Annotated in this window: 18 protein-coding genes; 9 read left to right on the forward strand and 9 right to left on the reverse strand. The window is 71.0% G+C overall.

Annotation, left to right across the window (positions count from 1 at the left end; genetic code table 11):
• Positions 1-113 precede the first annotated feature (113 nt).
• Positions 114-1,427: a glycerate kinase gene (locus MKK53_RS21240; RefSeq protein ID WP_243930758.1), complete on the reverse strand. Its 1,314-nt coding sequence runs from the start codon at positions 1,425-1,427 to the stop codon at positions 114-116.
• A gap of 248 nt (positions 1,428-1,675) precedes the next feature.
• Between MKK53_RS21240 and MKK53_RS21245 the strand changes: the two genes are divergently transcribed.
• From MKK53_RS21245 to MKK53_RS21275, 7 genes are all read left to right on the forward strand, one after another.
• Entirely contained in the window at positions 1,676-2,443 is a 768-nt protein-coding gene (locus MKK53_RS21245) for an N-formylglutamate amidohydrolase (RefSeq protein ID WP_243930759.1), read from the forward strand.
• 24 nt (positions 2,444-2,467) lie between these two features.
• The gene (locus MKK53_RS21250) at positions 2,468-2,773 is read left to right on the forward strand and encodes a DUF1244 domain-containing protein (protein ID WP_243930760.1); all 306 of its coding nucleotides are present in this window, start codon (positions 2,468-2,470) and stop codon (positions 2,771-2,773) included.
• A gap of 104 nt (positions 2,774-2,877) precedes the next feature.
• Positions 2,878-3,156, forward strand: coding sequence for a DUF2312 domain-containing protein (locus tag MKK53_RS21255; protein ID WP_243930855.1), 279 nt, complete (start codon positions 2,878-2,880; stop codon positions 3,154-3,156).
• A 467-nt stretch (positions 3,157-3,623) separates the two neighbouring features.
• Entirely contained in the window at positions 3,624-4,856 is a 1,233-nt protein-coding gene (locus MKK53_RS21260; RefSeq protein ID WP_243930761.1) for an ABC transporter substrate-binding protein, read from the forward strand.
• Between the two features lie 234 nt (positions 4,857-5,090).
• Positions 5,091-5,963 (forward strand): branched-chain amino acid ABC transporter permease, encoded by an 873-nt coding sequence (locus MKK53_RS21265; RefSeq protein ID WP_243930762.1) that lies wholly within the window; start codon positions 5,091-5,093, stop codon positions 5,961-5,963.
• A 5-nt stretch (positions 5,964-5,968) separates the two neighbouring features.
• The gene (locus MKK53_RS21270) at positions 5,969-8,023 is read left to right on the forward strand and encodes an ABC transporter permease subunit (RefSeq protein ID WP_243930763.1); all 2,055 of its coding nucleotides are present in this window, start codon (positions 5,969-5,971) and stop codon (positions 8,021-8,023) included.
• The gene (locus tag MKK53_RS21275) at positions 8,016-8,735 is read left to right on the forward strand and encodes an ABC transporter ATP-binding protein (RefSeq protein ID WP_243930764.1); all 720 of its coding nucleotides are present in this window, start codon (positions 8,016-8,018) and stop codon (positions 8,733-8,735) included. Before MKK53_RS21270 ends, MKK53_RS21275 begins: the two co-directional genes overlap by 8 nt.
• A gap of 324 nt (positions 8,736-9,059) precedes the next feature.
• Here MKK53_RS21275 and MKK53_RS21280 read toward each other — a convergent pair whose 3' ends face one another.
• Positions 9,060-10,097: an aspartate-semialdehyde dehydrogenase gene (locus MKK53_RS21280; RefSeq protein WP_243930765.1), complete on the reverse strand. Its 1,038-nt coding sequence runs from the start codon at positions 10,095-10,097 to the stop codon at positions 9,060-9,062.
• Positions 10,098-10,426: 329 nt separating this feature from the next.
• Here MKK53_RS21280 and MKK53_RS21285 point away from each other — a divergent pair, with 329 nt between their 5' ends.
• Both MKK53_RS21285 and MKK53_RS21290 read left to right on the forward strand, forming a co-directional pair.
• Complete coding sequence (locus MKK53_RS21285) at positions 10,427-11,212, forward strand: hypothetical protein (protein WP_243930766.1); 786 nt, start codon at positions 10,427-10,429, stop codon at positions 11,210-11,212.
• A gap of 137 nt (positions 11,213-11,349) precedes the next feature.
• Complete coding sequence (locus MKK53_RS21290; protein WP_243930767.1) at positions 11,350-11,772, forward strand: hypothetical protein; 423 nt, start codon at positions 11,350-11,352, stop codon at positions 11,770-11,772.
• 112 nt (positions 11,773-11,884) lie between these two features.
• Here the strand turns inward: MKK53_RS21290 and MKK53_RS21295 are convergent, their stop codons facing one another.
• From MKK53_RS21295 to MKK53_RS21325, 7 genes are all read right to left on the reverse strand, one after another.
• The gene (locus MKK53_RS21295; RefSeq protein ID WP_243930768.1) at positions 11,885-12,955 is read right to left on the reverse strand and encodes a biotin-dependent carboxyltransferase family protein; all 1,071 of its coding nucleotides are present in this window, start codon (positions 12,953-12,955) and stop codon (positions 11,885-11,887) included.
• On the reverse strand, positions 12,952-13,692 hold the full coding sequence (locus tag MKK53_RS21300) for a 5-oxoprolinase subunit B family protein (RefSeq protein WP_243930769.1): 741 nt from the start codon (positions 13,690-13,692) through the stop codon (positions 12,952-12,954). The genes MKK53_RS21295 and MKK53_RS21300 overlap by 4 nt, the downstream gene beginning before the upstream one ends.
• Positions 13,689-14,450 carry a 5-oxoprolinase subunit PxpA gene (locus tag MKK53_RS21305; RefSeq protein ID WP_243930770.1) on the reverse strand — a complete coding sequence of 254 codons (762 nt, stop codon included), beginning with the start codon at positions 14,448-14,450 and terminating at the stop codon, positions 13,689-13,691. Before MKK53_RS21305 ends, MKK53_RS21300 begins: the two co-directional genes overlap by 4 nt.
• A gap of 33 nt (positions 14,451-14,483) precedes the next feature.
• A complete protein-coding gene (locus MKK53_RS21310; RefSeq protein ID WP_243930771.1) occupies positions 14,484-15,755 on the reverse strand; it encodes an MFS transporter in 1,272 nt (423 codons plus the stop codon).
• A gap of 196 nt (positions 15,756-15,951) precedes the next feature.
• Entirely contained in the window at positions 15,952-16,767 is an 816-nt protein-coding gene (locus tag MKK53_RS21315; protein WP_313901573.1) for a putative hydro-lyase, read from the reverse strand.
• A gap of 142 nt (positions 16,768-16,909) precedes the next feature.
• Positions 16,910-17,803, reverse strand: coding sequence for a LysR family transcriptional regulator (locus MKK53_RS21320; RefSeq protein ID WP_243930772.1), 894 nt, complete (start codon positions 17,801-17,803; stop codon positions 16,910-16,912).
• Between the two features lie 66 nt (positions 17,804-17,869).
• Entirely contained in the window at positions 17,870-18,823 is a 954-nt protein-coding gene (locus MKK53_RS21325) for a hypothetical protein (protein WP_243930773.1), read from the reverse strand.
• Positions 18,824-18,835 lie beyond the last annotated feature (12 nt).

Consider the following 18,835-nt stretch of genomic DNA (forward strand, 5'->3'; position numbering starts at 1 on the left):
GGAACGCGTGACGATCCCCTGAGCCCTCCTGCGAGGCCGCTTCGCGGCACCTCGGGATGAGGGTGGGGATGGGAGGACCGGCCTGCGCGGATGGCGGCCGGTCCCGCCGGGCGTCAGCCGACGAGGATGATGCGGCAGTCGTTGACATTCGTGCAGGTGGGGCCGGGATTTACCAGATCGCCGAGGGCGGCGAAGAACGCGGTGGAATCGTTCTGGTCGAGCATCGCGGCCGGATCGAGGCCGGCGGCGCGGGCGCGGGCCAGCGTCGTCGGGTCGATCAGGCCCCCCGCCGGATCGGTGGCGAGGCCGCGCCCGCCATCGGTGCCGTCCGTGTCGGCGCTGATGCCGCTGATGCCGGGCGTGCCGTCGAGGGCGAGGGCGAGGGCCAGGGCGTATTCCTGGTTCGGGCCGCCATGGCCCTCGCCGCGGATCGTCACCGTCAGCTCGCCCCCGGAGATCAGGGCGACGCGCCGGCCGGCATCCCGGTAGCGCTTGGCCTCCACCGCATGCTCGGCGGCGACCACCCGGGCCTCGCCCTCAAGGTCGGAGCCCAGCATCAACGTCTCGTAGCCCGCCGCCTGCGCCGCCGCCGCCGCCGCGTCGAGGGCGTCCTGGGGCCGGGCGATGATGCGGTAGGAGGCGTTGGCGAAGATCGGGTCGCCGGGCTTGGGCGATTCGTTGGCCGGATCGTTCAGGAGCCGCACGGCCGCCTCCGGCAGGGGGATGTTCCGCCGCTGGCAGATCTCCCGGGCGTCGGCCAGGGTCGAGGGGTCGGGGACGGTGGGGCCGGAGGCGATCACCGCCGGATCGTCGAAGGGCACGTCCGAGATGGCGAGCGTCAGCACCGAGCGGGCGTTGCGGGCGGCCTGGGCGAGGCGCCCGCCCTTGATCCGCGAGATGTGCTTGCGCACCGTGTTGAACTCGCCGATCGGCGCGCCGGAGCGCAGGATGGCCCGGGTGATGCCCTGCTTCTCAGGGAGCGTCAGGTCCCCCGCCGGGGCGATCCAGTTGGCCGAGCCGCCGCCGGAGAGGAGCACCAGCACCTCGTCCTCCGGCCCCGCCGCCGCGGCGAGGCGCAGCACCTCCTCCGTGGCGTCGATGCCCGCCTGGTCCGGCACCGGATGCCCGGCCTCCACCATGCGGATGCCCGGCGCGTCCTGCCCGTAGCCGTGGCGGGCCACCGCCAGCCCGACGATCCGGTCGTCGCCGAGCCCGTGCTCCTGCCGGTAGAACCGGCTCGCCACCGCGCTCATGCTGCCCGCGGCCTTCCCCGCGGCGAGGATGATCAGGCGGCCGGGGCTCGGCGGCGGCAGGTGGGCCGGCAGGCACAGGTCCGGGTGGGCGGCGCGGATCGCGGCGGTGAGGAAGGCGTCGAGATGGGCGCGCTGCGCCGCGACGTCGGGGCTGGGGCTGGCGGTCTGGGACATGGCGTTCGACGGGCTCCCTCGGCGCCGTCTCCCGGCGGGGCGGCGCGCAGTTCTTGTTTGCCTGGGCCCTCCCGGCGGGAGGCGCCCGAACCGGCCGTGCGATCCCCGCCCCTGCCGGGGCGGCGGGCCCGTTCCTTGCCGTGAGCGCACGATCCTTGATAGGTGCTGTGCCCGAGCCGCCGCGCGACGGCAAGCGCGTGACCGTCCCTATCCGCCCCTTCCCGATTCCGGCCAGCGAGTTTTTTCGAGTGATCCGCCCGGAGCCCGACGCGTCCCCCGATCCCGGTCCGCACCCCTGCGAGATCATCCCCGGCGATCCCGCCTGCGGGCTCGTCCTCGCCTGCGACCACGCCTCGAACTTCGTGCCCCCGGACATCGCCCTGGGCGTGGCGCCGGAGGAGTTCTCCCGGCACATCGCCTACGACATCGGCGCGGCCGGGGTGACGCGGGCCCTCGCCCGGGCCCTCAACGCTCCGGCCGTCCTCACCAACTTCTCCCGCCTGATCATCGACCCGAACCGCGGCCGGGCGGACCCGACCCTGGTGATGCGCCTGTCGGACGGCGCCGTGGTGCCGGGCAACGCCCGGATCGACGAGGCCGGCAAGGCGGCGCGGATCGCCCGGTTCTACGAGCCCTTCGATGCCGGGATCGCGGCGGCCCTGGCGGCCGCGGAGGGCGCCGGGCGGGTGCCCGCCCTCGTGACGATCCACAGCTTCACGCCCTACTGGCGCGGGGTGCCCCGGCCCTGGCACGTGGGCATCCTCTACGACCACGACGATCGCCTCGCCCGCCCCCTCATCGCCGCGCTGGGGGCCGACCCGGCCGGGCTCGTCGTCGGCGACAACGACCCCTATGGCGGCGGCCTGCCCGGCGATACGATCGACCGGCACGCCAGCGTCCGCGGCCTGCCCAACGCCCTGGTGGAGATCCGGCAGGACCTCATCGCCGCCGAGGAGGGCCAGCGCGACTGGGCGGCCCGGTTCGCCCGGATCCTCGCCCCCCTCCTCGCCGCCTGACCCCCGACACGAAGGACGACAGCCATGGCCGAGATCGACACGGCGACGCAAACCGAACTGGAGGCGGCGGTGTTCCGGCGGCTGGTGGAGCACCTGCGCACCCGCACCGACGTCCAGAACATCGACCTGATGAACCTCGCCGGCTTCTGCCGGAACTGCCTCTCCAACTGGCTCAAGGACGCGGCCGAGGCCAAGGGCCTCAGCCTGTCGAAGGACGAGAGCCGCGAGGCGGTCTACGGCATGCCCTACGAGACGTGGAAGGAACGCCACCAGACCGAGGCGACCCCGACGCAGCAGGCGGCCTTCGGCCACGGCCCGGGCGGCCATTGAGCGGGACTCGGCGGATAAGTTTCCGGTAAGCTTGACCGCTTAACCAACACGGCCAGGGCGCCCGATGCGGCGCGCAACCGGAGATCCCCATGAACGCGCATTCGATGCCCCGGACGGGCACGCCGACCGCCGGCGACGTTTCCTCCGCGGAGGGCGTCGCCGCCGACGAGCTGAAGCAGTTCATCGAGCGGCTCGAACGCCTCGAGGAGGAGAAGGCCGGCATCATGGGCGACATCAAGGAGGTGTTCGCCGAGCTGAAGGGCCGTGGGTTCGACGCCAAGGCCGTCCGCACGATCCTGCGCATCCGCAAACAGGACCACAGCGAGCGCCAGGAGCAGGAGGCGATCCTGGAGTTGTATCTCCAGGCCCTCGGGATGGCTTAAGGCCCCCGGCCACCGCAGGCATCCCAGCCCTGCGGGGCGATCCCGGGCCGTACCCCGCGGATCGCCCCGCCGCGCGACGAAGGCTCCGTTTGTGCGGTGTCGCCGACCGCGTCGCGATAGACCGAACGATTGCTGAACCCCACGTCCGCCGCGTCGATTTCATCCACGGCGGATATCGTCCTGTTCCCAATTCTTCGTAGAGCTCAAGTTTCGCGCTGCTGGGTACTTCTCGCGTTTTCGCGAACAGAGTGTGCGCTGCCTTTAATGAGACCTTGACGTTACGGCGACGTTGCCTTCAAAGGTGCGTTACCGCACGACAGTTGCCACGGCGAAGGGCATACCGCGCGGGCAGCGAACTGGGGTGAGAGGCCCGCAAGGCCCCGCCCCGGCCGGTTGTGCGACTCCAGAATGATCGAGCCGTAACGTCGGGATAGCGCGGGCGCCGTCCCGGCATGGGAGAGGAAACGATGATCGTGACCAAACGCGCCTTCGTCGGCGCGCTGCTCTGTGCGACCGCCCTCGGCGTCGCACCGTTCCGCATCACCCCCGCCTTCGCCGCCGACGCGATCAAGATCGGCCTGACCGGACCCTACACGGGCGGCTCGTCCTCCATGGGCGTCTCCATGCGCGACGGCGCAAAGCTCGCCGCCGCGGAGATCAACAAGGCCGGCGGCGTGCTGGGCAAGCAGATCCAGCTTGTCGAGCGCGACGACGAGGCCAAGAACGAGGTCGGCGCGCAGGTCGCGCAGGAGCTCATCAACAAGGAAAAGGTCGTCGCCACCGTCGGCTTCATCAATACCGGCGTGGCGCTCGCCGCCCAGCGCTTCTACCAGGAAGCCGAGATTCCGGTGTTCAACAACGTCGCCACCGGCACGGTGATCACCGAGCAGTTCAAGGCGCCCGATTACGACAACAACTACGTCTTCCGGAACTCGGCCTACGATACGCTCCAGGCCGGCATGATGGTGGACGAGGCCCTGCGCCAGGGCCACAAGAAGATCGCGGTGCTGGCGGACTCGACCAATTACGGCCAGCTCGGCCGCGAGGATATCGAGAAGCAGCTCGCCGCCAAGAAGATGAAGGCGGTGGCCGTCGAGAAGTTCAACATCAAGGACGTCGACATGACGGCCCAGCTTCTCAAGGCCAAGGAAGCCGGCGCCGAGGTGATCCTCGCCTACGGCATCGGCCCGGAGCTGGCGCAGATCACCAACGGCATGGCCAAGCTCGGCTGGAAGGTGCCGATGGTCGCCTCGTGGCCGGCCTCGATGCAGAGCTTCATCGATATCGCCGGCACCAACGGCAACGGCGTGATCATGCCGCAGACCTTCATCGAGGATAAGACCGTGCAGAAGCGCGCCGCCTTCCTCGACGATTACTACAAGACCTACGGCGTGACGAAGATCCCGACCCCGGTGGCGGGCGCCCAGGGCTACGACTCGATCTACCTGATCGCCGCGGCGATCAAGCAGGCCGGCTCCACCGACGGGCCGAAGATCCGCGAAGCCCTGGAGAACCTGAACACCAAGGTCGAGGGCGTGGTGACGACCTACGACCACCCGTTCACCGGCAAGGATCACAACGCGGTGTCGCGGAACATGGTCGTGTTCGGCAAGGTGCAGGACGGCAAGATCGTCTACGCCAACCCCGACGATGCCAAGAACGCCGGCACCGTCCGCATGAAGGAAAAGTCCTCGAACTGACCGTCGGGCATGCGGCGCCCCGGGTGCGAGCCCGGGGCGCCGAAGCCCGCAGTGAACCCGCTCCGTCATCGCGGGCGCAGCGAAGCGACCCAGGGACACGCTCCCTCTGGAAGCGGCCCGTTACTCTGGATTGCTTCGCTGCGCTCGCGATGACGGTGGGGACGCCGAACCGGGGCGTGACCCCGAACTGCTCCCACGACCGACCTCCGCGAAAGACTGGACCCCAGGCCGGCCATGACCATCTTCCTGCAACTCGTGGCCTCGGGCGTCGCCGTCGGCATGATCTATGCCGCCATCGCCTTCGGCTACCAGCTCACCTTCGCCACCTCGAAGACCCTGAATTTCGGCCAGGGCGAGGCGCTGGCGCTCGGCGCCCTGTTCGGCCTCACCGTGGTGCCGTTCACCGGCTACTGGCTGATGATCCCCCTCGTCCTGGTCTTCGGCTTCGGCCTCGGCGCCGTGGTCGAGCGGCTGGCCGTGCGGCCGGCGATCAAGATCAAGTCCGAGTACGGGTGGATCATGGCCACCATCGCCCTCGGCATCATCTTCAAGAACGTGGCCGAGAACATCTGGGGGCGGGACGACCTGAAGTTCCCCTCGCCCCTGCCGGAGGCGGCGATCGAACTCGGTGGCGTCCGCATCCTGCCGATGGAGGTGCTGATCGTGGCCGGCGCGCTGCTGATGATGCTCGCCGTCGAGGTGTTCAACCGCAAGTCGATCTGGGGGAAGGCGGTCATCGCCACCTCGAACGACATCGACGCCGCCGGGCTGATGGGCATCAACACCAAGCGCGTCATCACCCTTTCCTACTCGATCAGCGCCATGACGGCGGCCTTCGCGGGCGTGCTGGTGGCGCCGGTGACGCTCACCGGGGCGACGATGGGCTCGGTGCTGGCCCTCAAGGCCTTCGCGGTGGCGATCATCGGCGGCCTGGAATCCGGCCTCGGCGTCATCGTCGGCGGCCTGATCCTCGGCGTCGCGGAGACGCTGACCGGCTTCTACATCTCCACCGGCTACAAAGACGTGCCGGGCCTGATCCTCCTCCTCGTCGTGCTCTCGATCCGCCCGGTCGGCCTGTTCGGCAAGGCCGTCATCAAGAAGGTCTGACCGACATGGCGAACACCGCCCTCGCGCCGGCCACCACCCCGTCCGCCCCCGCCTCCGTGAGCCGCGGTCTGGGGTGGGTCGGCGGGCTGCTCCTCGTCGCGTTCCTCGCCGCGTTCCCGCACGTCATCACGAGCACGTACTACGTGCACCTGATGATCGTGATCGCGATCTACGCCATACTGATCCTCGGGCTCGACATCGTGGTCGGCTATACCGGGCAGGTCTCGCTGGGCCATGCCGGGCTGTTCGGCATCGGCGCCTACGCGGCGGCGGCGCTGTTCTTCCACTTCAAGATCGGCATCTGGCTCGGCCTCGTGGCCGGGATCGGGCTCACCGCGGCCTTCGGCGCGATCCTGGCCGTGCCGGCGCTGCGGGTGAGCGGGCCCTACCTCGCCATGGTGACGCTGGCCTTCGGCACCATCATCCAGATCTTCATCAACGAGCTGACACCGATCACCAACGGCCCGCTGGGCATCACCCTGCCCCCGGTGCGGGTGCTCGACTTTTCCCTCCTCGGGATGCAGGCCCCCTGGGGGGCGGCCGGGCGCAAGCTCGAGTTCTACTACCTCGTCTGCGCCTGCCTGCTCGCCACCATCGTCCTGGTGAACCGGGTGGTGCGCTCGCCCTTCGGCCGCGCCTTCGAGGCCCTGCGCGACTCGCCCATCGCCTGCGATTGCATGGGCGTCTCGGTCTACCGCTACAAGGTCTATGCCTTCGTGGTCTCGGCCGGGCTCGCCGGCCTCTCGGGTGCGCTGTTCGCGTGGTCGGAGCGCTACGTCTCGCCCAACACCTACAGCTTCGAGCTGACGGTGCTGTTCCTGCTCGCCGTCACCATGGGCGGGCGCAAGTCCCGCTCCGGGCCGCTGATCGGCTCGGTGATCATCGTGATGATGCCCAACATCCTCGCCGATATCGGGCTGGTGCGGATCATGGCGGGGATCATCGCCGCCGTGGCCTTCGTCGTCGGCGTGCAGGCCTTCCTGCGCAAGCGCGACAACTGGTTCGCCGTGCTGATCCCCGTGGCGCTCTGCATCCTGTTCTTCCCGGCCACGATGGCGATGGAATCGGTCACCGACTACCGGCTGACGGTGTTCGGCCTGCTGATCCTGTTCGTGGTCTACTACCTGCCGGACGGCATCGTCGGCTTCCTGCGGCAGGCGGTGCCGGCGCTCCGCCCGGCCCACACGGCGGAGGGGCACAGCGTCTCGGCCGAGGGCTCGGCCCTCATCGCCCAGCGGGGCGATGCCGGGGCGCAGGCCCTGCTCAAGGTCGATCAGGCGCTGATGCAGTTCGGCGGCCTCAAGGCCCTGGCCGGCGTCGACCTGACGGTGAAGCCCGGCACGATCCACGGGCTCATCGGCCCGAACGGCTCGGGCAAGAGCACGATGATGAACGTGCTGACGGGCATCTACAAACCCACCGCCGGCTCCGTGACCCTGGCCGTCGGCGGCGGGCAGCGCCTCGACGGGCGCACGCCCTCGGAGATCGCCCTGGCGGGCGTGGCGCGGACGTTCCAGAACGTCCAGCTCTTCCGGGAGATGACCGCCCTGGAGAACGTGCTGGTGGGCCTCCACCACACCTTCAAGGGCACCCTGTTCGACGCGATCCTCGGCACCCCGCGGCGGCGCCGCGAGGAGAAGGAGGCCCGCGCCCGCGCGATGGCGATCCTCGACTTCATGGGGCTCGGCGCCCTGGCGCAGACGGAGGCGCGCAACCTCCCCTACGGCAAGCAGCGCCTCCTGGAGATCGGCCGGGCGCTCGCCCTCGATCCCGTGCTGCTGCTGCTGGACGAGCCCGCCGCGGGCCTCACCGCCCCGGACATCGCCGACCTCGTGGCGATCATCCGCAAGATCCGGGACGCGGGCATCACCGTCATCCTGATCGAGCACCACATGGACGTGGTCATGGGCCTGTGCGACCGGGTCAGCGTCCTCGATTTCGGCCACAAGATCGCCGAGGGCGGCGCCCGCGAGGTGCAGGCGGACCCGAAGGTGATCGAGGCCTATCTCGGCGCCCCCGGCGAGATGGGCGGCACCGATGCGGAGACCGTCCATGCTTGAGGTCCAGGGTCTCCACGCCGGCTACGGCCAGGTCGAGGTGCTGCACGGCCTGACCTTCCAGGTGCCCAGGGGGCAGGTGGTCACGCTGATCGGCTCCAACGGCGCCGGCAAGACGACGACCATGCGCGCCCTCTCCGGCATGATCCGCCCGCGCTCGGGCACGATCCGCCTCAACGGGAAGGACATCGCCGGGCTGGAGAGCCACGATGTCGCCCGCGAGGGGCTGGCCCACTCGCCGGAGGGGCGCCGGGTCTTCCCGACCCTGACGGTGGAGGACAACCTGACCCTGGGAGCCTTCCCGCGGCTCACCGGCTCCCGGCCCAAGGGCGACATCGCCGCCGACCGGGACCGGTCCTTCGCCCTGTTCCCGCGCCTGAAGGAGCGCCGCAACCAGCTGGCGGGCACCCTCTCGGGGGGCGAGCAGCAGATGCTGGCCATGGGCCGGGCGCTGATGCTGCGCCCGGAGATCCTCCTCCTCGACGAGCCCTCCATGGGGCTGGCACCGAAGCTGGTGGAGGAGGTCTTCCGGATCATCCGCCAGCTGAAGGACGAGAAGGTGACGATGCTCCTGGTCGAGCAGTTCGCCATGGCGGCCCTGGGTGTGGCGGATCACGGCTACGTGCTGGAGAACGGCCGCATCCGCTTCCAGGGCCCGGCGGCGCAGCTCAAGAAAGACCCGGCGGTGAAGGCGGCCTATCTCGGCGGGCACTAAGGCGCCCTGCGCCCAGATGGCGTGCGGAGCGGAGCAATTCGGGGACGCGCCCCGGCCGGGAAGGCCCCGCAGCCCTGGGTTGCTCCGCTGACGCTCGCGATGACGGTGAGGGGCTTGAGGGAGGGCGACGCGTTCGGGCGACGCGCAGCTGCGTCCCCGGCGCCCACGACCGACGCCGTCATGGCTGGCGGAGCGACGCAATCTCGGGACGCGTCTTGGTCGAGAAGGGCCGGCGGCCCTGAATGAAGTCGCCGGCCTCGCAGGGACGGGGCGGTGGCTTCCCCATGACGGTGAGGGTGCGTACACCCCCACCGCGTCCATGGCTTACGCGGCCTGCTTGCCCTTGTTGATCAGCTTGCGGTTCACCAGCACCTCGGCGATCTGAACGGTGTTCAGGGCCGCGCCCTTGCGCAGGTTGTCGGAGACGCACCAGAAGTTCAGGCCGTTCTCCACCGTCGCGTCCTCGCGGATGCGGGAGATGTAGGTGGCGTCCTCGCCCGCCGCCTCGTGCGGGGTGATGTAGCCGCCGTTCTCGCGCTTATCGATCACGAGGATGCCCGGCGCCGACCGGAGGATCTCCGTGGCCTTCTCCGCCGAGAGCGGACGCTCGAACTCCACGTTCACCGCCTCGGCATGGCCGATGAAGACCGGCACGCGCACGGCGGTGGCCGTGAGCTTGATCTTGGGGTCGAGCATCTTCTTGGTCTCGGCGACCATCTTCCACTCTTCCTTCGTGTACCCGTCCTCCATGAAGACATCGATGTGCGGGATCACGTTGAAGGCGATGCGCTTGGTGAACTTGCCGCCCTGCTTGATCTCGCCGGCGGTGAACACGGCGCGGGTCTGGTTGAACAGCTCGTCCATCGCCTCCTTGCCGGCGCCGGAGACGGACTGGTAGGTCGAGACCACGACGCGCTTGATCGTGGCCGCCTCGTGCAGGGGCTTGAGGGCGACGACGAGCTGCGCCGTGGAGCAGTTCGGGTTGGCGATGATGTTGCGCTTGGTGAAGCCCACGATGGCGTCGGCGTTCACCTCGGGCACGATCAGCGGCACGTCGGAATCGTAGCGGAAGGCCGACGAGTTATCGATCACGACGCAGCCCTGCTGGCCGATGCGGGGGGACCACTCCTTCGAGGTCTCGCCGCCGGCCGACATCAGGCAGATGTCCGTGTCGGAGAAATCATAGGTGTCGAGGACTTTGACCTTCAGGGTCTTGTCGCCGAAGGAGACCTCCTGGCCCTGGCTGCGGCGCGAGGCCAGCGCCACGACCTCGTCGGCGGGGAAAGCCCGCTCGGCCAGGATATCGAGCATCTCGCGGCCCACGTTGCCCGTGGCGCCGACGACGGCGACCTTGTAACCCATCTCTTGATCTCCGCGCGTGATGAACCCCGAACGATCCGGGTGTTGCGCTTCTCCTCGGAGGATGCCGGCGGCGGGATCGTTCGCGCCGGTCCGTCTCGCCAGCAAACGGGCGCGGCCGCGGACCCGGTCCCTGACGGAACCGGCGCCGACGGCCATGGCCCCAGCAAGACGCCGGAACGCGGGGCGGTGTCAAGGCCGCACTGCCGCGCCGCAGCATGGGCAAGCAAGGATTCACCCTGTCCCGCGAAAGCCGGCGCCGGGAAACGCCTTGGTGGGGCGCGCCCGTGCAGGCTGCCCCCGACCGGGGTGCCGGGGCGGGTCGGGGATCCATGCACAGCCAAGCCATCGACGACGACGGGGAAGGCGGGACCGGGCGCGGGTTCGCCGCCATCGGCCTGCCGGTCCGCTTCGCCGCCGCCGCGGCGACCGTCGCGGGCCTCGCCCTGCTGGCGCGGGTCCCCCCATCCCCGGAACTGGCGCCGACGCTCCAGCGTGCGGCCGGGGCGCCGGCCGTGGTCGGCCCCGCGCCCCTGCGCCTTGCCGAGCCCGGCATCGACCCCGTCCGCGTGGAGCCCGGGCGGATCGACCCGAAGACCGGCCTGCGGGAGGACGTGCTCGGCCGGGGAAGCTTCTCGGCCATCGAGGCGCCGGTCCTGCGCCTCGCCCTCACCCGGGGCATCGGGGCGGAGCGCGCCCCGGGGCTGTTCGTCCTCGTGGCCCGGCGGGCGGCCCTGGCGGCACGGGGTGATCTGCCCCTCTCGGTCCTGCGCACCGGGCCGCGGGGCGTCGTCGCGTCCCGTTTCGGCCCCGTCGAGACCGCCGAGATGACCCTCGCCGGCCCCCTCACCCGCACCTGCACGGGCTTCGTCGTGGCGCAGGCCGGCCTGCGGATCGACGGCTTCCTCTGCGCGCCCCTGGGCGGCCCGGCCGAGCCGAGGGCGCTCGCCTGCACCCTCGATGCCCTCGACCTCGACGATCAGGGCGACCTCACCACCACGGCCCAGTTCCGGCAATCCCGGAGCCGCAGCGCCTGCGATGCCGCCGGGGCCGCGAGCGCCGACCCCGCCGGGCGGACGGGGTCCATCGAGCGGAGGCGGCCGAGCACGAAAAATTGAGGCACTAATGTGGCAAAGCGCACAAGCGCAGCTATTCGGCCGGAACTCCCTGAGAGCTCGGGCGTCTTCTCCACAGAGGCGGCGAACTGTTAAGCTTCGGCCGCCACAATGATGGCACTCTCATGCGAAGGTCGGCCATGCGCTCCCTCACCACCGCCCTCCTCGGCGCCCTCACCGTGGCCGGCCTCGGCGCCGTGACCACGGCCCCCGCCCAGGCGCAGGATGGCTTCGCGTCCGGCCCGGTCTACCGGGTCAGCCGCCCGCTCCCGATCCGCGTCCGCCCGCGCTCCTGGCTCGATGCCGGTAACGTGCCGCTGACCTCCAACGTCCCCGGCGCCGGCGGCTCGCGCAATCCCGCCCTGAACCCCTACCTGATCGCGGCGTCCAACGCGCTGACCCCGCCCTACGGCCCGAGCGACCGCTACGGCAACGGCATCCTGCCCGATCCGATCACCAACGGCCCGTTCATCGGCGCCCGGTCGAGCGCGGTCCGCAACGTCGACCTGTCCTTCGTGGACCGGATCGACCCGACCTCGCCGCTCTACGGCCGCCCGTACTAAGCCTTGAAGGCTCATCGATCAGGGGCGCGGATCCGAAGGGGTCCGCGCCCTTTTTCGTGGCCGACCCTCGTCAGCGCGGGCGCAGCGGAGCGACCCAAGGCAGCGAAACGCTTCAGGATGCGGCGGCGCCCTGGATGGCTTCGCTTCGCTCGCCATGACGGTGAGGAGCATCCCCCCCGTCGGTGACGCCGCCGACGAGGTTCAGCCCGAGCAGGAATTCCGCCGGGAAGTCCGTGCGCAGCAGCGGCTCTCGCGGCACCTCGCCGCGAAGGGCCTCCGCCTCGGCCCGGCGGGCGGCGACGGCCTCCGCGACGGAGACCTTCGAGAACGCGATCCGACCGCCCCCCTGGACCTGGGCGAGGCGCCCGAGATCGGGCCCGATCACCGTGGCGATCTTCGGATAGCCGCCGGTCGACTGCCGGTCGGCCATGAGCACGATGGGCAGGCCGTTGCCCGGCACCTGGATCGCCCCCATCGCCACCCCGTCCGAGACGATGTCGTGGCCCTTCCGATGGGACAGCGGCGTGCCGTCGAGGAAGCAGGCCATCCGGTCGCCCCGGGGGGAGACCGTCCACGGCCCGGCCAGGAAGGCGGCGATCTGGTCGGGGGCGAAATAGTCGTCCTGCGGGCCGAGGAGGACACGGATCCGCGTCGGGTCCCGGTCGAGCCAGGGCGCGAGGAGGCGCTGCGCCGCCCCCTCCCCCTGGCGGAGGTCGGCGACGGGCAGGCGGTCGCCCGCCTTTAGGCCCCGTCCGCCGAGGCCGCCGAGCGCCGAGCGGGTATGGGTCGCCGTCGAGCCGAGGACCGGCGCCACGGCGATCCGCCCCGCCACGGCGAGGTAGCCCCAGGCGCCGCTGCTCCCCGCCCGGACGGTCAGCGTCCGGCCGGGCTCCAGGGTGAAGGCGCAGGCGGTCGGCAGCGCCTCGTCGCCGAGGGTGGCGCGGAACCCCGCCGAGACCAGGGCGAGGCCCAACGGTCCCTCCGGCGCGCTCACGGTGAGGCCGCCGGTCGAGACCTCGACGGCGGTGGCGCCCACGGGATTGCCCACCGCCCGGTTGGCGGTGGCGAACATCAGCGGGTCCATCGGCCCGGCGGCGGTGATGCCGAAGCGCAGGTAGCCCCGGCGGCCTCCGTCCTGAAGGGTCACGCCGGGCCCGGCGGCCTCGATCGCCAGCACGCTCATCGGGCCCCCTCCTGCCGCCGGGCGACCCGCTCGCCCGCCGCCTCGCGCTCCGCGAGTCCGGCGAAGGTCGCGGCGTCCACGGCCTCGAACCGGATCGCGTCGCCGGGACGCACGAAGAAGCTGTCCTTCCGCTCCGGCGCGTAGAGCCGGCAGGGCGTCGCCCCCAGCACGTACCAGCCGGTCGGCATCGGCACGGTGGCCACCGCCGCGAGGCCTCCCCCCACCATGACCGCGTTCGTCGGGTGCGGCGGACGCGGGCTCGGACGCCGGGGGACGGCCAGGATTTCGGGCAGGCCGCCGCAATAGGCGAAGCCCGGCGCGAAACCGTACATGTAGACCCGGTAGGTCGCCCCCGCATGGATCGCGGCGGTGCGCTCCGGCGACTGCCCGATCAGCGCGGCCACCGCGGCGAGGTCCTCCCCATGGGGCGCCTCGTAGCAGCAGGGCAGCAGCCAGCAGGCCGGCGCCGTCGCCCTGGCCGGCGCCCCGCCGGCCAGGGCCAGGACGTGCCCGGCCAGGGCGTCCCGGTCGAGGACCAGGGGATCGTAGTGGATCATCAGGGAGCGGTAGGTGGGCACCGTCTCGGCGATGCCGTCGGGCCTGTCGGCCGTGAGGGCGTCGTCCAGGGCGAGCACCCGGTCGCTGATCGCCGGATCGACGGCCGTGCCGAACTCGACCACCAGGGCCGCCTCGCCCGCGTCGAGGATGCGGGGGGCGTTCGACGGGGCGCGCGTCATGGGCGGAACGGCGCCAGGGTGACGCCCGCCCCTTCGAGCCGCGCCCGGACCGCCCGGGCCGTGCCGACCGCGTGCGCGGAATCGCCGTGGACGCAGATCGAGCGGATCGGCGTCGGCAGGGGCCGCCCGGAACGGGTGAGGATCGCGCTCTCCTGCACCATGGCCAGCACCCGCGCGGCGGCCTCCTCCTGGTCGGTGATCAGCGCGCCGGGCCGGCTCCGGGCGATGAGCTGGCCCTCCTCGGTGTAGCCGCGATCCGCGAAGATCTCCTGGTGGACGTCGAGCCCCGCCGCCTCCCCCGCCGGGACCTGGGCGGTGAGGGCGATGGCGAGCAGCGCGAGGTCGCGGTCCACCGCGCGGACGGCGCCCGCGATGGCGTCGGCGACCGCACGGTCCTCGGCGGCGAGGTTGGCCAGCGCCCCGTGGGCCTTCACATAGGTGATCCGGTGCCCGGCATAGGCGGCGAGCGCCGCCGCCGCGCCGACCTGGTAGGCCACCAGCCGCTCGATCTCGGCGGGGGTGAAGGGCATCCGCCGCCGGCCGAAGCCCCACAGGTCCGGGAATCCGGGATGGGCGCCCACCGAGACGCCCCGCTCCTTCGCCAGCCGGAACGTCTCCGCCATGATCTCCGGGTCGCCCGCATGGAGGCCGCAGGCGACGTTGGCGGAGGTGACGACGGCGAGCATCGCCGCGTCGTCGCCGCAGGCATAGGCCCCGTAGCCCTCGCCGAGATCCGCGTTGAGGTCGACGCTCGCCATCGCTGTCACTCCCCTGCCCTGTCCTGTCCGCCCTCAGGCCACCGCCGCCGGAGCGGGCTCGCCCGCCGACTCGCCCTGCATGTCGAGCTCCCGGCCCGCCGTCTCCGGCAAGAGAAGCGCCGCCAGGATCACGAGGCAATAGGCGCTGGCCGCCACGACGCCGATGGCCACGCCCAGCGTCAGCGATCCGCTGAGGTAGCCCACCAGCGCGGGACACACCGCCCCCGTGGCCCGGCCGAAATTGTAGCAGAAGCCCTGGGCCGAGCCGCGCACCCGGCTCGGGAACAGCTCGCTCAGGAAGGCGCCCATCCCCGAGAACACGCCCGAGAGGAAGAAGCCGAGGGGGAAGCCCAGGAACAGCATGATCGTGTCGGTGATCGGGATCAGCGTGTAGCCGAGCACGAGCAGGCCGGCGCAGAAGCCGAACAGGATGAAGCCCTTGCGGCGGCCGATCCGGTCGGAGAGGTAGGCGCTCGTCAGGTAGCCGAGGAACGAGCCGAAGATCAGCATCAGCAGGTAGCCGCTGGTGTTGAGCACCGACAGGTTGCGCTCGGTCTTGAGGTAGGTCGGCAGCCACGTGGTCACGGCGTAGTAGCCGCCCTGCATCCCCGTCGCCAGAAGGCTCGCCAGGGCCGTGCGGCCGATCAGGTCCCGGGAGAAGATCGCGAGGAAGTTGCCGCGCTCGCCCGCCTCGCGCATCGCCGAGCGGGTGCGCCGATAGACCTCCGGGTCCTCGATGTTGCGGCGGATCCAGAAGATCAGCACCGCGGGCACGGCGCCGAGCCAGAACAGGATCCGCCATGCCTGCGCCGGCTCGGCCAGGGCGAAGACCGCCCAGAAGGCGACGGCGGCGCAGGCCCAGCCCACCGCCCAGCTCGACTGCACCAGCCCCACCGCCTTGCCCCGGTAGCGGGCCTGGATCGTCTCCGCGATCAGCACCGAGCCGACCGACCACTCGCCGCCGAAGCCGAAGCCCTGCATGGCTCGGGTGAACAGCAACTGCTCGTAGGATTGGGTGAAGCCCGAGAGCACGGTGAAGACGGTGAACCATGCCACCGTCGCCTGCAGGACCACCACCCGCCCGTAGCGGTCGGCCAGGATGCCCGCGGCCCATCCGCCGATCGCCGAGGTGACGAGGGCGGCGGTGGCGATGTTGCCCGCTTCCACCTTGGTCAGACCCCAGACCACCGCGAGGGTCGGGATGAGGAAGGTGTAGACCATGTAGTCGAAGGCATCGACGCCGTATCCGGCGAAGGCGGCACCCAGGACCCGGCGTTCCGGCGGGCTCGTGTCTTTCAACCACATGGTGGGGCTTCCTCAGTCGATTTGGATGTCAGTCTCGATCCGACGAATGTCCCGGTCTCCCCCTCATCCCGAGGTGCCGGAGCGGAGCACAGGTCTCGAAAGAGGCCTCCAGGAAGCTCGGAGCCGTCTGGAGCCCTCCTTCGCGGCCGCGTCGCGGCACCTCAGGGCGAGGTGCGTGGGTGGGATGGGGGGATCCTCACCGGTACGGCAGGTCCCGGTTCATCAGGTCGGTGACCAGCATGAAGCCGGGGGAATGGGTGATGCACAGGGGCAGGCGGGCGGCCATCGCCACCGCCTGGGGCGTCACCCCGCAGGCCCAGAAGACCGGGATCTCGTCCAGCGCGATGGCGACGGGGTCGCCGAAATCGGGCGTCGCGATGTCCGCGATGCCGATGAGCGCCGGATCGCCGAGATGGACCGGGGCGCCGTGGACCGCCGGCACCCGGGCCGTCACCTGCACCGCCTTGATGGCGTCGGCGGCCTTCATCGGCCGCATCGAGACGACGAGGGGCCCGTGGAACGGCCCGGCGGGGACGGTGGGGATCGTGGTCTTGTACATCGCCACGTTGCGCCCCTGGGCGACGTGGCGGAGGGGGATGCCCGCCTCGATCAGCGCCGCCTCGAAGGAGAAGGAGCAGCCGAGGACGAAGGTCACGAGGTCGTCGCGCCAGCGATCCGTCAGGTCCGACACCTCCGCCACCAGCTCCCCGTGTTCGTAGACCCGGTAGCTCGGCACGTCGGTGGCGATGTCGAGGTCGTCGCCGAGGACGGACAGGCCGCGGGCGCCGGGCTGGGAGATGCCGAGCACCGGGCAGGGCTTCGGGTTCTGCTGGCAGAAGCGCTGGAAGTCCGGCGCGAGCGCGGCCGGCAGGATCATCAGGTTGCCCTGGACATGGGTCGGGGCGAGGCCCGACGTGTGCCCGCGCCATGCGCCGGAGCGGATCGCCCGCCGGGCCGTGCGGGCATCCGCGAAGCTCTCCGCGGGACGGGGCGCGTGGGGGTCGGGGCTCACCGGATGTCTCCCTGGTCTCGGCCGGGGCCGCGCCGCATTCGCGCCGCGATCCCGCAGGCGATTTGCCGCCTTAAGAGACACGATCCCACCCTGCCGTTTTATGCGCCAATCATGATTGCGAATGGCGGGCGATAATCCGGCCTTATCGGGCGGCGGCCCATTCCCGGGCGACCTCCTCCGCGATGCGGGCGGCGTCGGCCACGTAGTGACCCTCCGGGCGCTTGGCGTGGGTGGCCGTGAAGGTCAGTTCGGAAAGCTTCTGCTCCGCCGGCAGGACGCGCAGGGTCCCGGCATCGAGCTCGCGCTGGACCACGGCGGGCGGGATCACGCAGATGCCGAGGCGCTCGATGCCCATCTTCACGATGGTGGCAAGGGAGGCGCTGGTGTGGATCTGGCCCGGCAGGAGGTTCGCCCGCAGGACGAGGTCGCGCAGCTCCACGTAGGGGCTGGTGTTCCGCGGATAGGTGACGAGGGGGTGGTGCATCAGCGCCCCGAGGCTCAGGGGCTCCTCGTCCGGCACGAGGCCGGGGGCGGCGATCCAGGCGACGGGAATCGCGAAGAGCGGGCGGTTGGCGAGGCTCGGCAGGGTGATCGGCCCGACGAGGAAGGCGAGGTCGAGCTCGTTGGCGACGAGGGCCGCCTGCATGTGCGGCGAGATATCGACGGTGATGTCGACGCCGATGCCGGGATGCACCGCCCGCATGCGCTCGATGAAGCGCGACAGCCAGAGGTGGACTATGGTCTCGGACACGCCGAGGCGCAGGGTGCCGGTGGTCCGGCCGGTGCCGTCGAGGGCCGCTTCCATCTCGGCCTGGAGGGCGAGGAAGCGTTCGGCGAAGCCGAGGAGGACGCGGCCCCGCTCGGTGAGCGCCACGTCGCGGCTGCGGCGCTCGAACAGGGTGCCGTATTCATGCTCCAGGGCGGCGATGCGCTGGGACACGGCGGGCTGGGTCGTGTTCACCTGCTCGCTCGCCCGGCGGAAGCTGGAGAGCGTGGCGACCCAGTAAAACACTTCCAAGCTGCGGAAATCCGCCATCCCGCGCCCGTTCGGTGCCGTCACCCGGGGCGGAAGCATATCACGTGCCCCCGCGCCCGGCGGGCCTCACTTGATCTGGATGCTGTCCACCACCTGCCGGAACTCCGCCAGCACGCCCCCGCGCTGGTCCTCGCGGACCACGCCCACGGCACGGAGGTACCCGTCCGGGTTGAAGCGGATGGTCTGGGCCACCACGACTTGCTTGTTGGTGGGCATGTCGGTGGCCCGGGCCACGATCTCGTGCCAGTCGATGCCGTTCGAGCGGTAGCTCTGCGAGCGTTCGACGACGAAGTCCTTCATCGTCTGGTTGGCGTAGAGGGCGGCGCGGGCGAAGGCGTCCCGCTGTTCGGCGGTGGGCGGGGTCTGGATCGCCTGGGCGATCACGAGGATCGGCTGTTCCAGGTTCTGCATCTGGTCCTTGGCCCCCTTGGTCAGCAGGACCGAGTTGCCGGCCAGCACCCGCACCGGCCGGAAGCCGGCGTCGTCGGTGATGCGGAAGGGCAGCGCGTCGACCTGCTGTGTCAGCGACAGGGGGGCGCGGATCGCGATGTCGGTGACGAGCGCGCGCATCGTCTCGTCGGTCTCGGCCTCCGGCGTCGCCTGCGCGATGATCAGGCCGGTGACGGTCGGCGTGCCGACCACGACGATCCATTTGTGGATCGCCTGGGCGGGAGTGGCCGGGTCGCCCGGCTGCTCGCCGGTATAGAGCATCGCCTCGTTGTCGCCGACCTTGATCGGCTCCTTCTTGGCGAGGGCGAAGCCCTGGTTGCGCAGGTTGGCGTCCGTGAAGCCGCTCACCAGTTCGGGGAAGGCGTTCGGCGGCAGTTCCACCACCGAGACGGTGGCGCCGCCCTCCTCCCGCTCGAAGCCCGAGAAGCGCTTCGACAGGACCATGTCCGAGGGGGGCTGGAAGCCGAAGCGGGAGCCCGGCGGGAAGATCCTGTCGGCCGCCGCCGCGGGGATGAGCCCGGCGGCGACGAGGAGCGCCGCAAGAGGCAGCCTGAGATCATGCACCCTCATGGAACTCGACGC

The organism is Methylobacterium sp. J-076 (genome assembly GCF_022829405.1).
Taxonomy (GTDB): Bacteria; Pseudomonadota; Alphaproteobacteria; order Rhizobiales; family Beijerinckiaceae; genus Methylobacterium.

Excerpts from the sequence above, each read along its gene's own strand:
- MKK53_RS21325 (WP_243930773.1), bottom strand. The coding sequence starts at position 18,823 with ATGAGGGTGCATGATCTCAGGCTGCCTCTTGCGGCGCTCCTCGTCGCC.
- MKK53_RS21285 (WP_243930766.1), top strand. The coding sequence starts at position 10,427 with ATGCACAGCCAAGCCATCGACGACGACGGGGAAGGCGGGACCGGGCGC.
- MKK53_RS21270 (WP_243930763.1), top strand. The coding sequence starts at position 5,969 with ATGGCGAACACCGCCCTCGCGCCGGCCACCACCCCGTCCGCCCCCGCC.
- MKK53_RS21240 (WP_243930758.1), bottom strand. The coding sequence starts at position 1,427 with ATGTCCCAGACCGCCAGCCCCAGCCCCGACGTCGCGGCGCAGCGCGCC.
- MKK53_RS21320 (WP_243930772.1), bottom strand. The coding sequence starts at position 17,803 with ATGGCGGATTTCCGCAGCTTGGAAGTGTTTTACTGGGTCGCCACGCTC.
- MKK53_RS21280 (WP_243930765.1), bottom strand. The coding sequence starts at position 10,097 with ATGGGTTACAAGGTCGCCGTCGTCGGCGCCACGGGCAACGTGGGCCGC.
- MKK53_RS21305 (WP_243930770.1), bottom strand. The coding sequence starts at position 14,450 with ATGGCGAGCGTCGACCTCAACGCGGATCTCGGCGAGGGCTACGGGGCC.
- MKK53_RS21275 (WP_243930764.1), top strand. The coding sequence starts at position 8,016 with ATGCTTGAGGTCCAGGGTCTCCACGCCGGCTACGGCCAGGTCGAGGTG.
- MKK53_RS21255 (WP_243930855.1), top strand. The coding sequence starts at position 2,878 with ATGCCCCGGACGGGCACGCCGACCGCCGGCGACGTTTCCTCCGCGGAG.
- MKK53_RS21250 (WP_243930760.1), top strand. The coding sequence starts at position 2,468 with ATGGCCGAGATCGACACGGCGACGCAAACCGAACTGGAGGCGGCGGTG.
- MKK53_RS21290 (WP_243930767.1), top strand. The coding sequence starts at position 11,350 with ATGCGCTCCCTCACCACCGCCCTCCTCGGCGCCCTCACCGTGGCCGGC.
- MKK53_RS21260 (WP_243930761.1), top strand. The coding sequence starts at position 3,624 with ATGATCGTGACCAAACGCGCCTTCGTCGGCGCGCTGCTCTGTGCGACC.
- MKK53_RS21310 (WP_243930771.1), bottom strand. The coding sequence starts at position 15,755 with ATGTGGTTGAAAGACACGAGCCCGCCGGAACGCCGGGTCCTGGGTGCC.
- MKK53_RS21265 (WP_243930762.1), top strand. The coding sequence starts at position 5,091 with ATGACCATCTTCCTGCAACTCGTGGCCTCGGGCGTCGCCGTCGGCATG.
- MKK53_RS21300 (WP_243930769.1), bottom strand. The coding sequence starts at position 13,692 with ATGACGCGCGCCCCGTCGAACGCCCCCCGCATCCTCGACGCGGGCGAG.
- MKK53_RS21295 (WP_243930768.1), bottom strand. The coding sequence starts at position 12,955 with ATGAGCGTGCTGGCGATCGAGGCCGCCGGGCCCGGCGTGACCCTTCAG.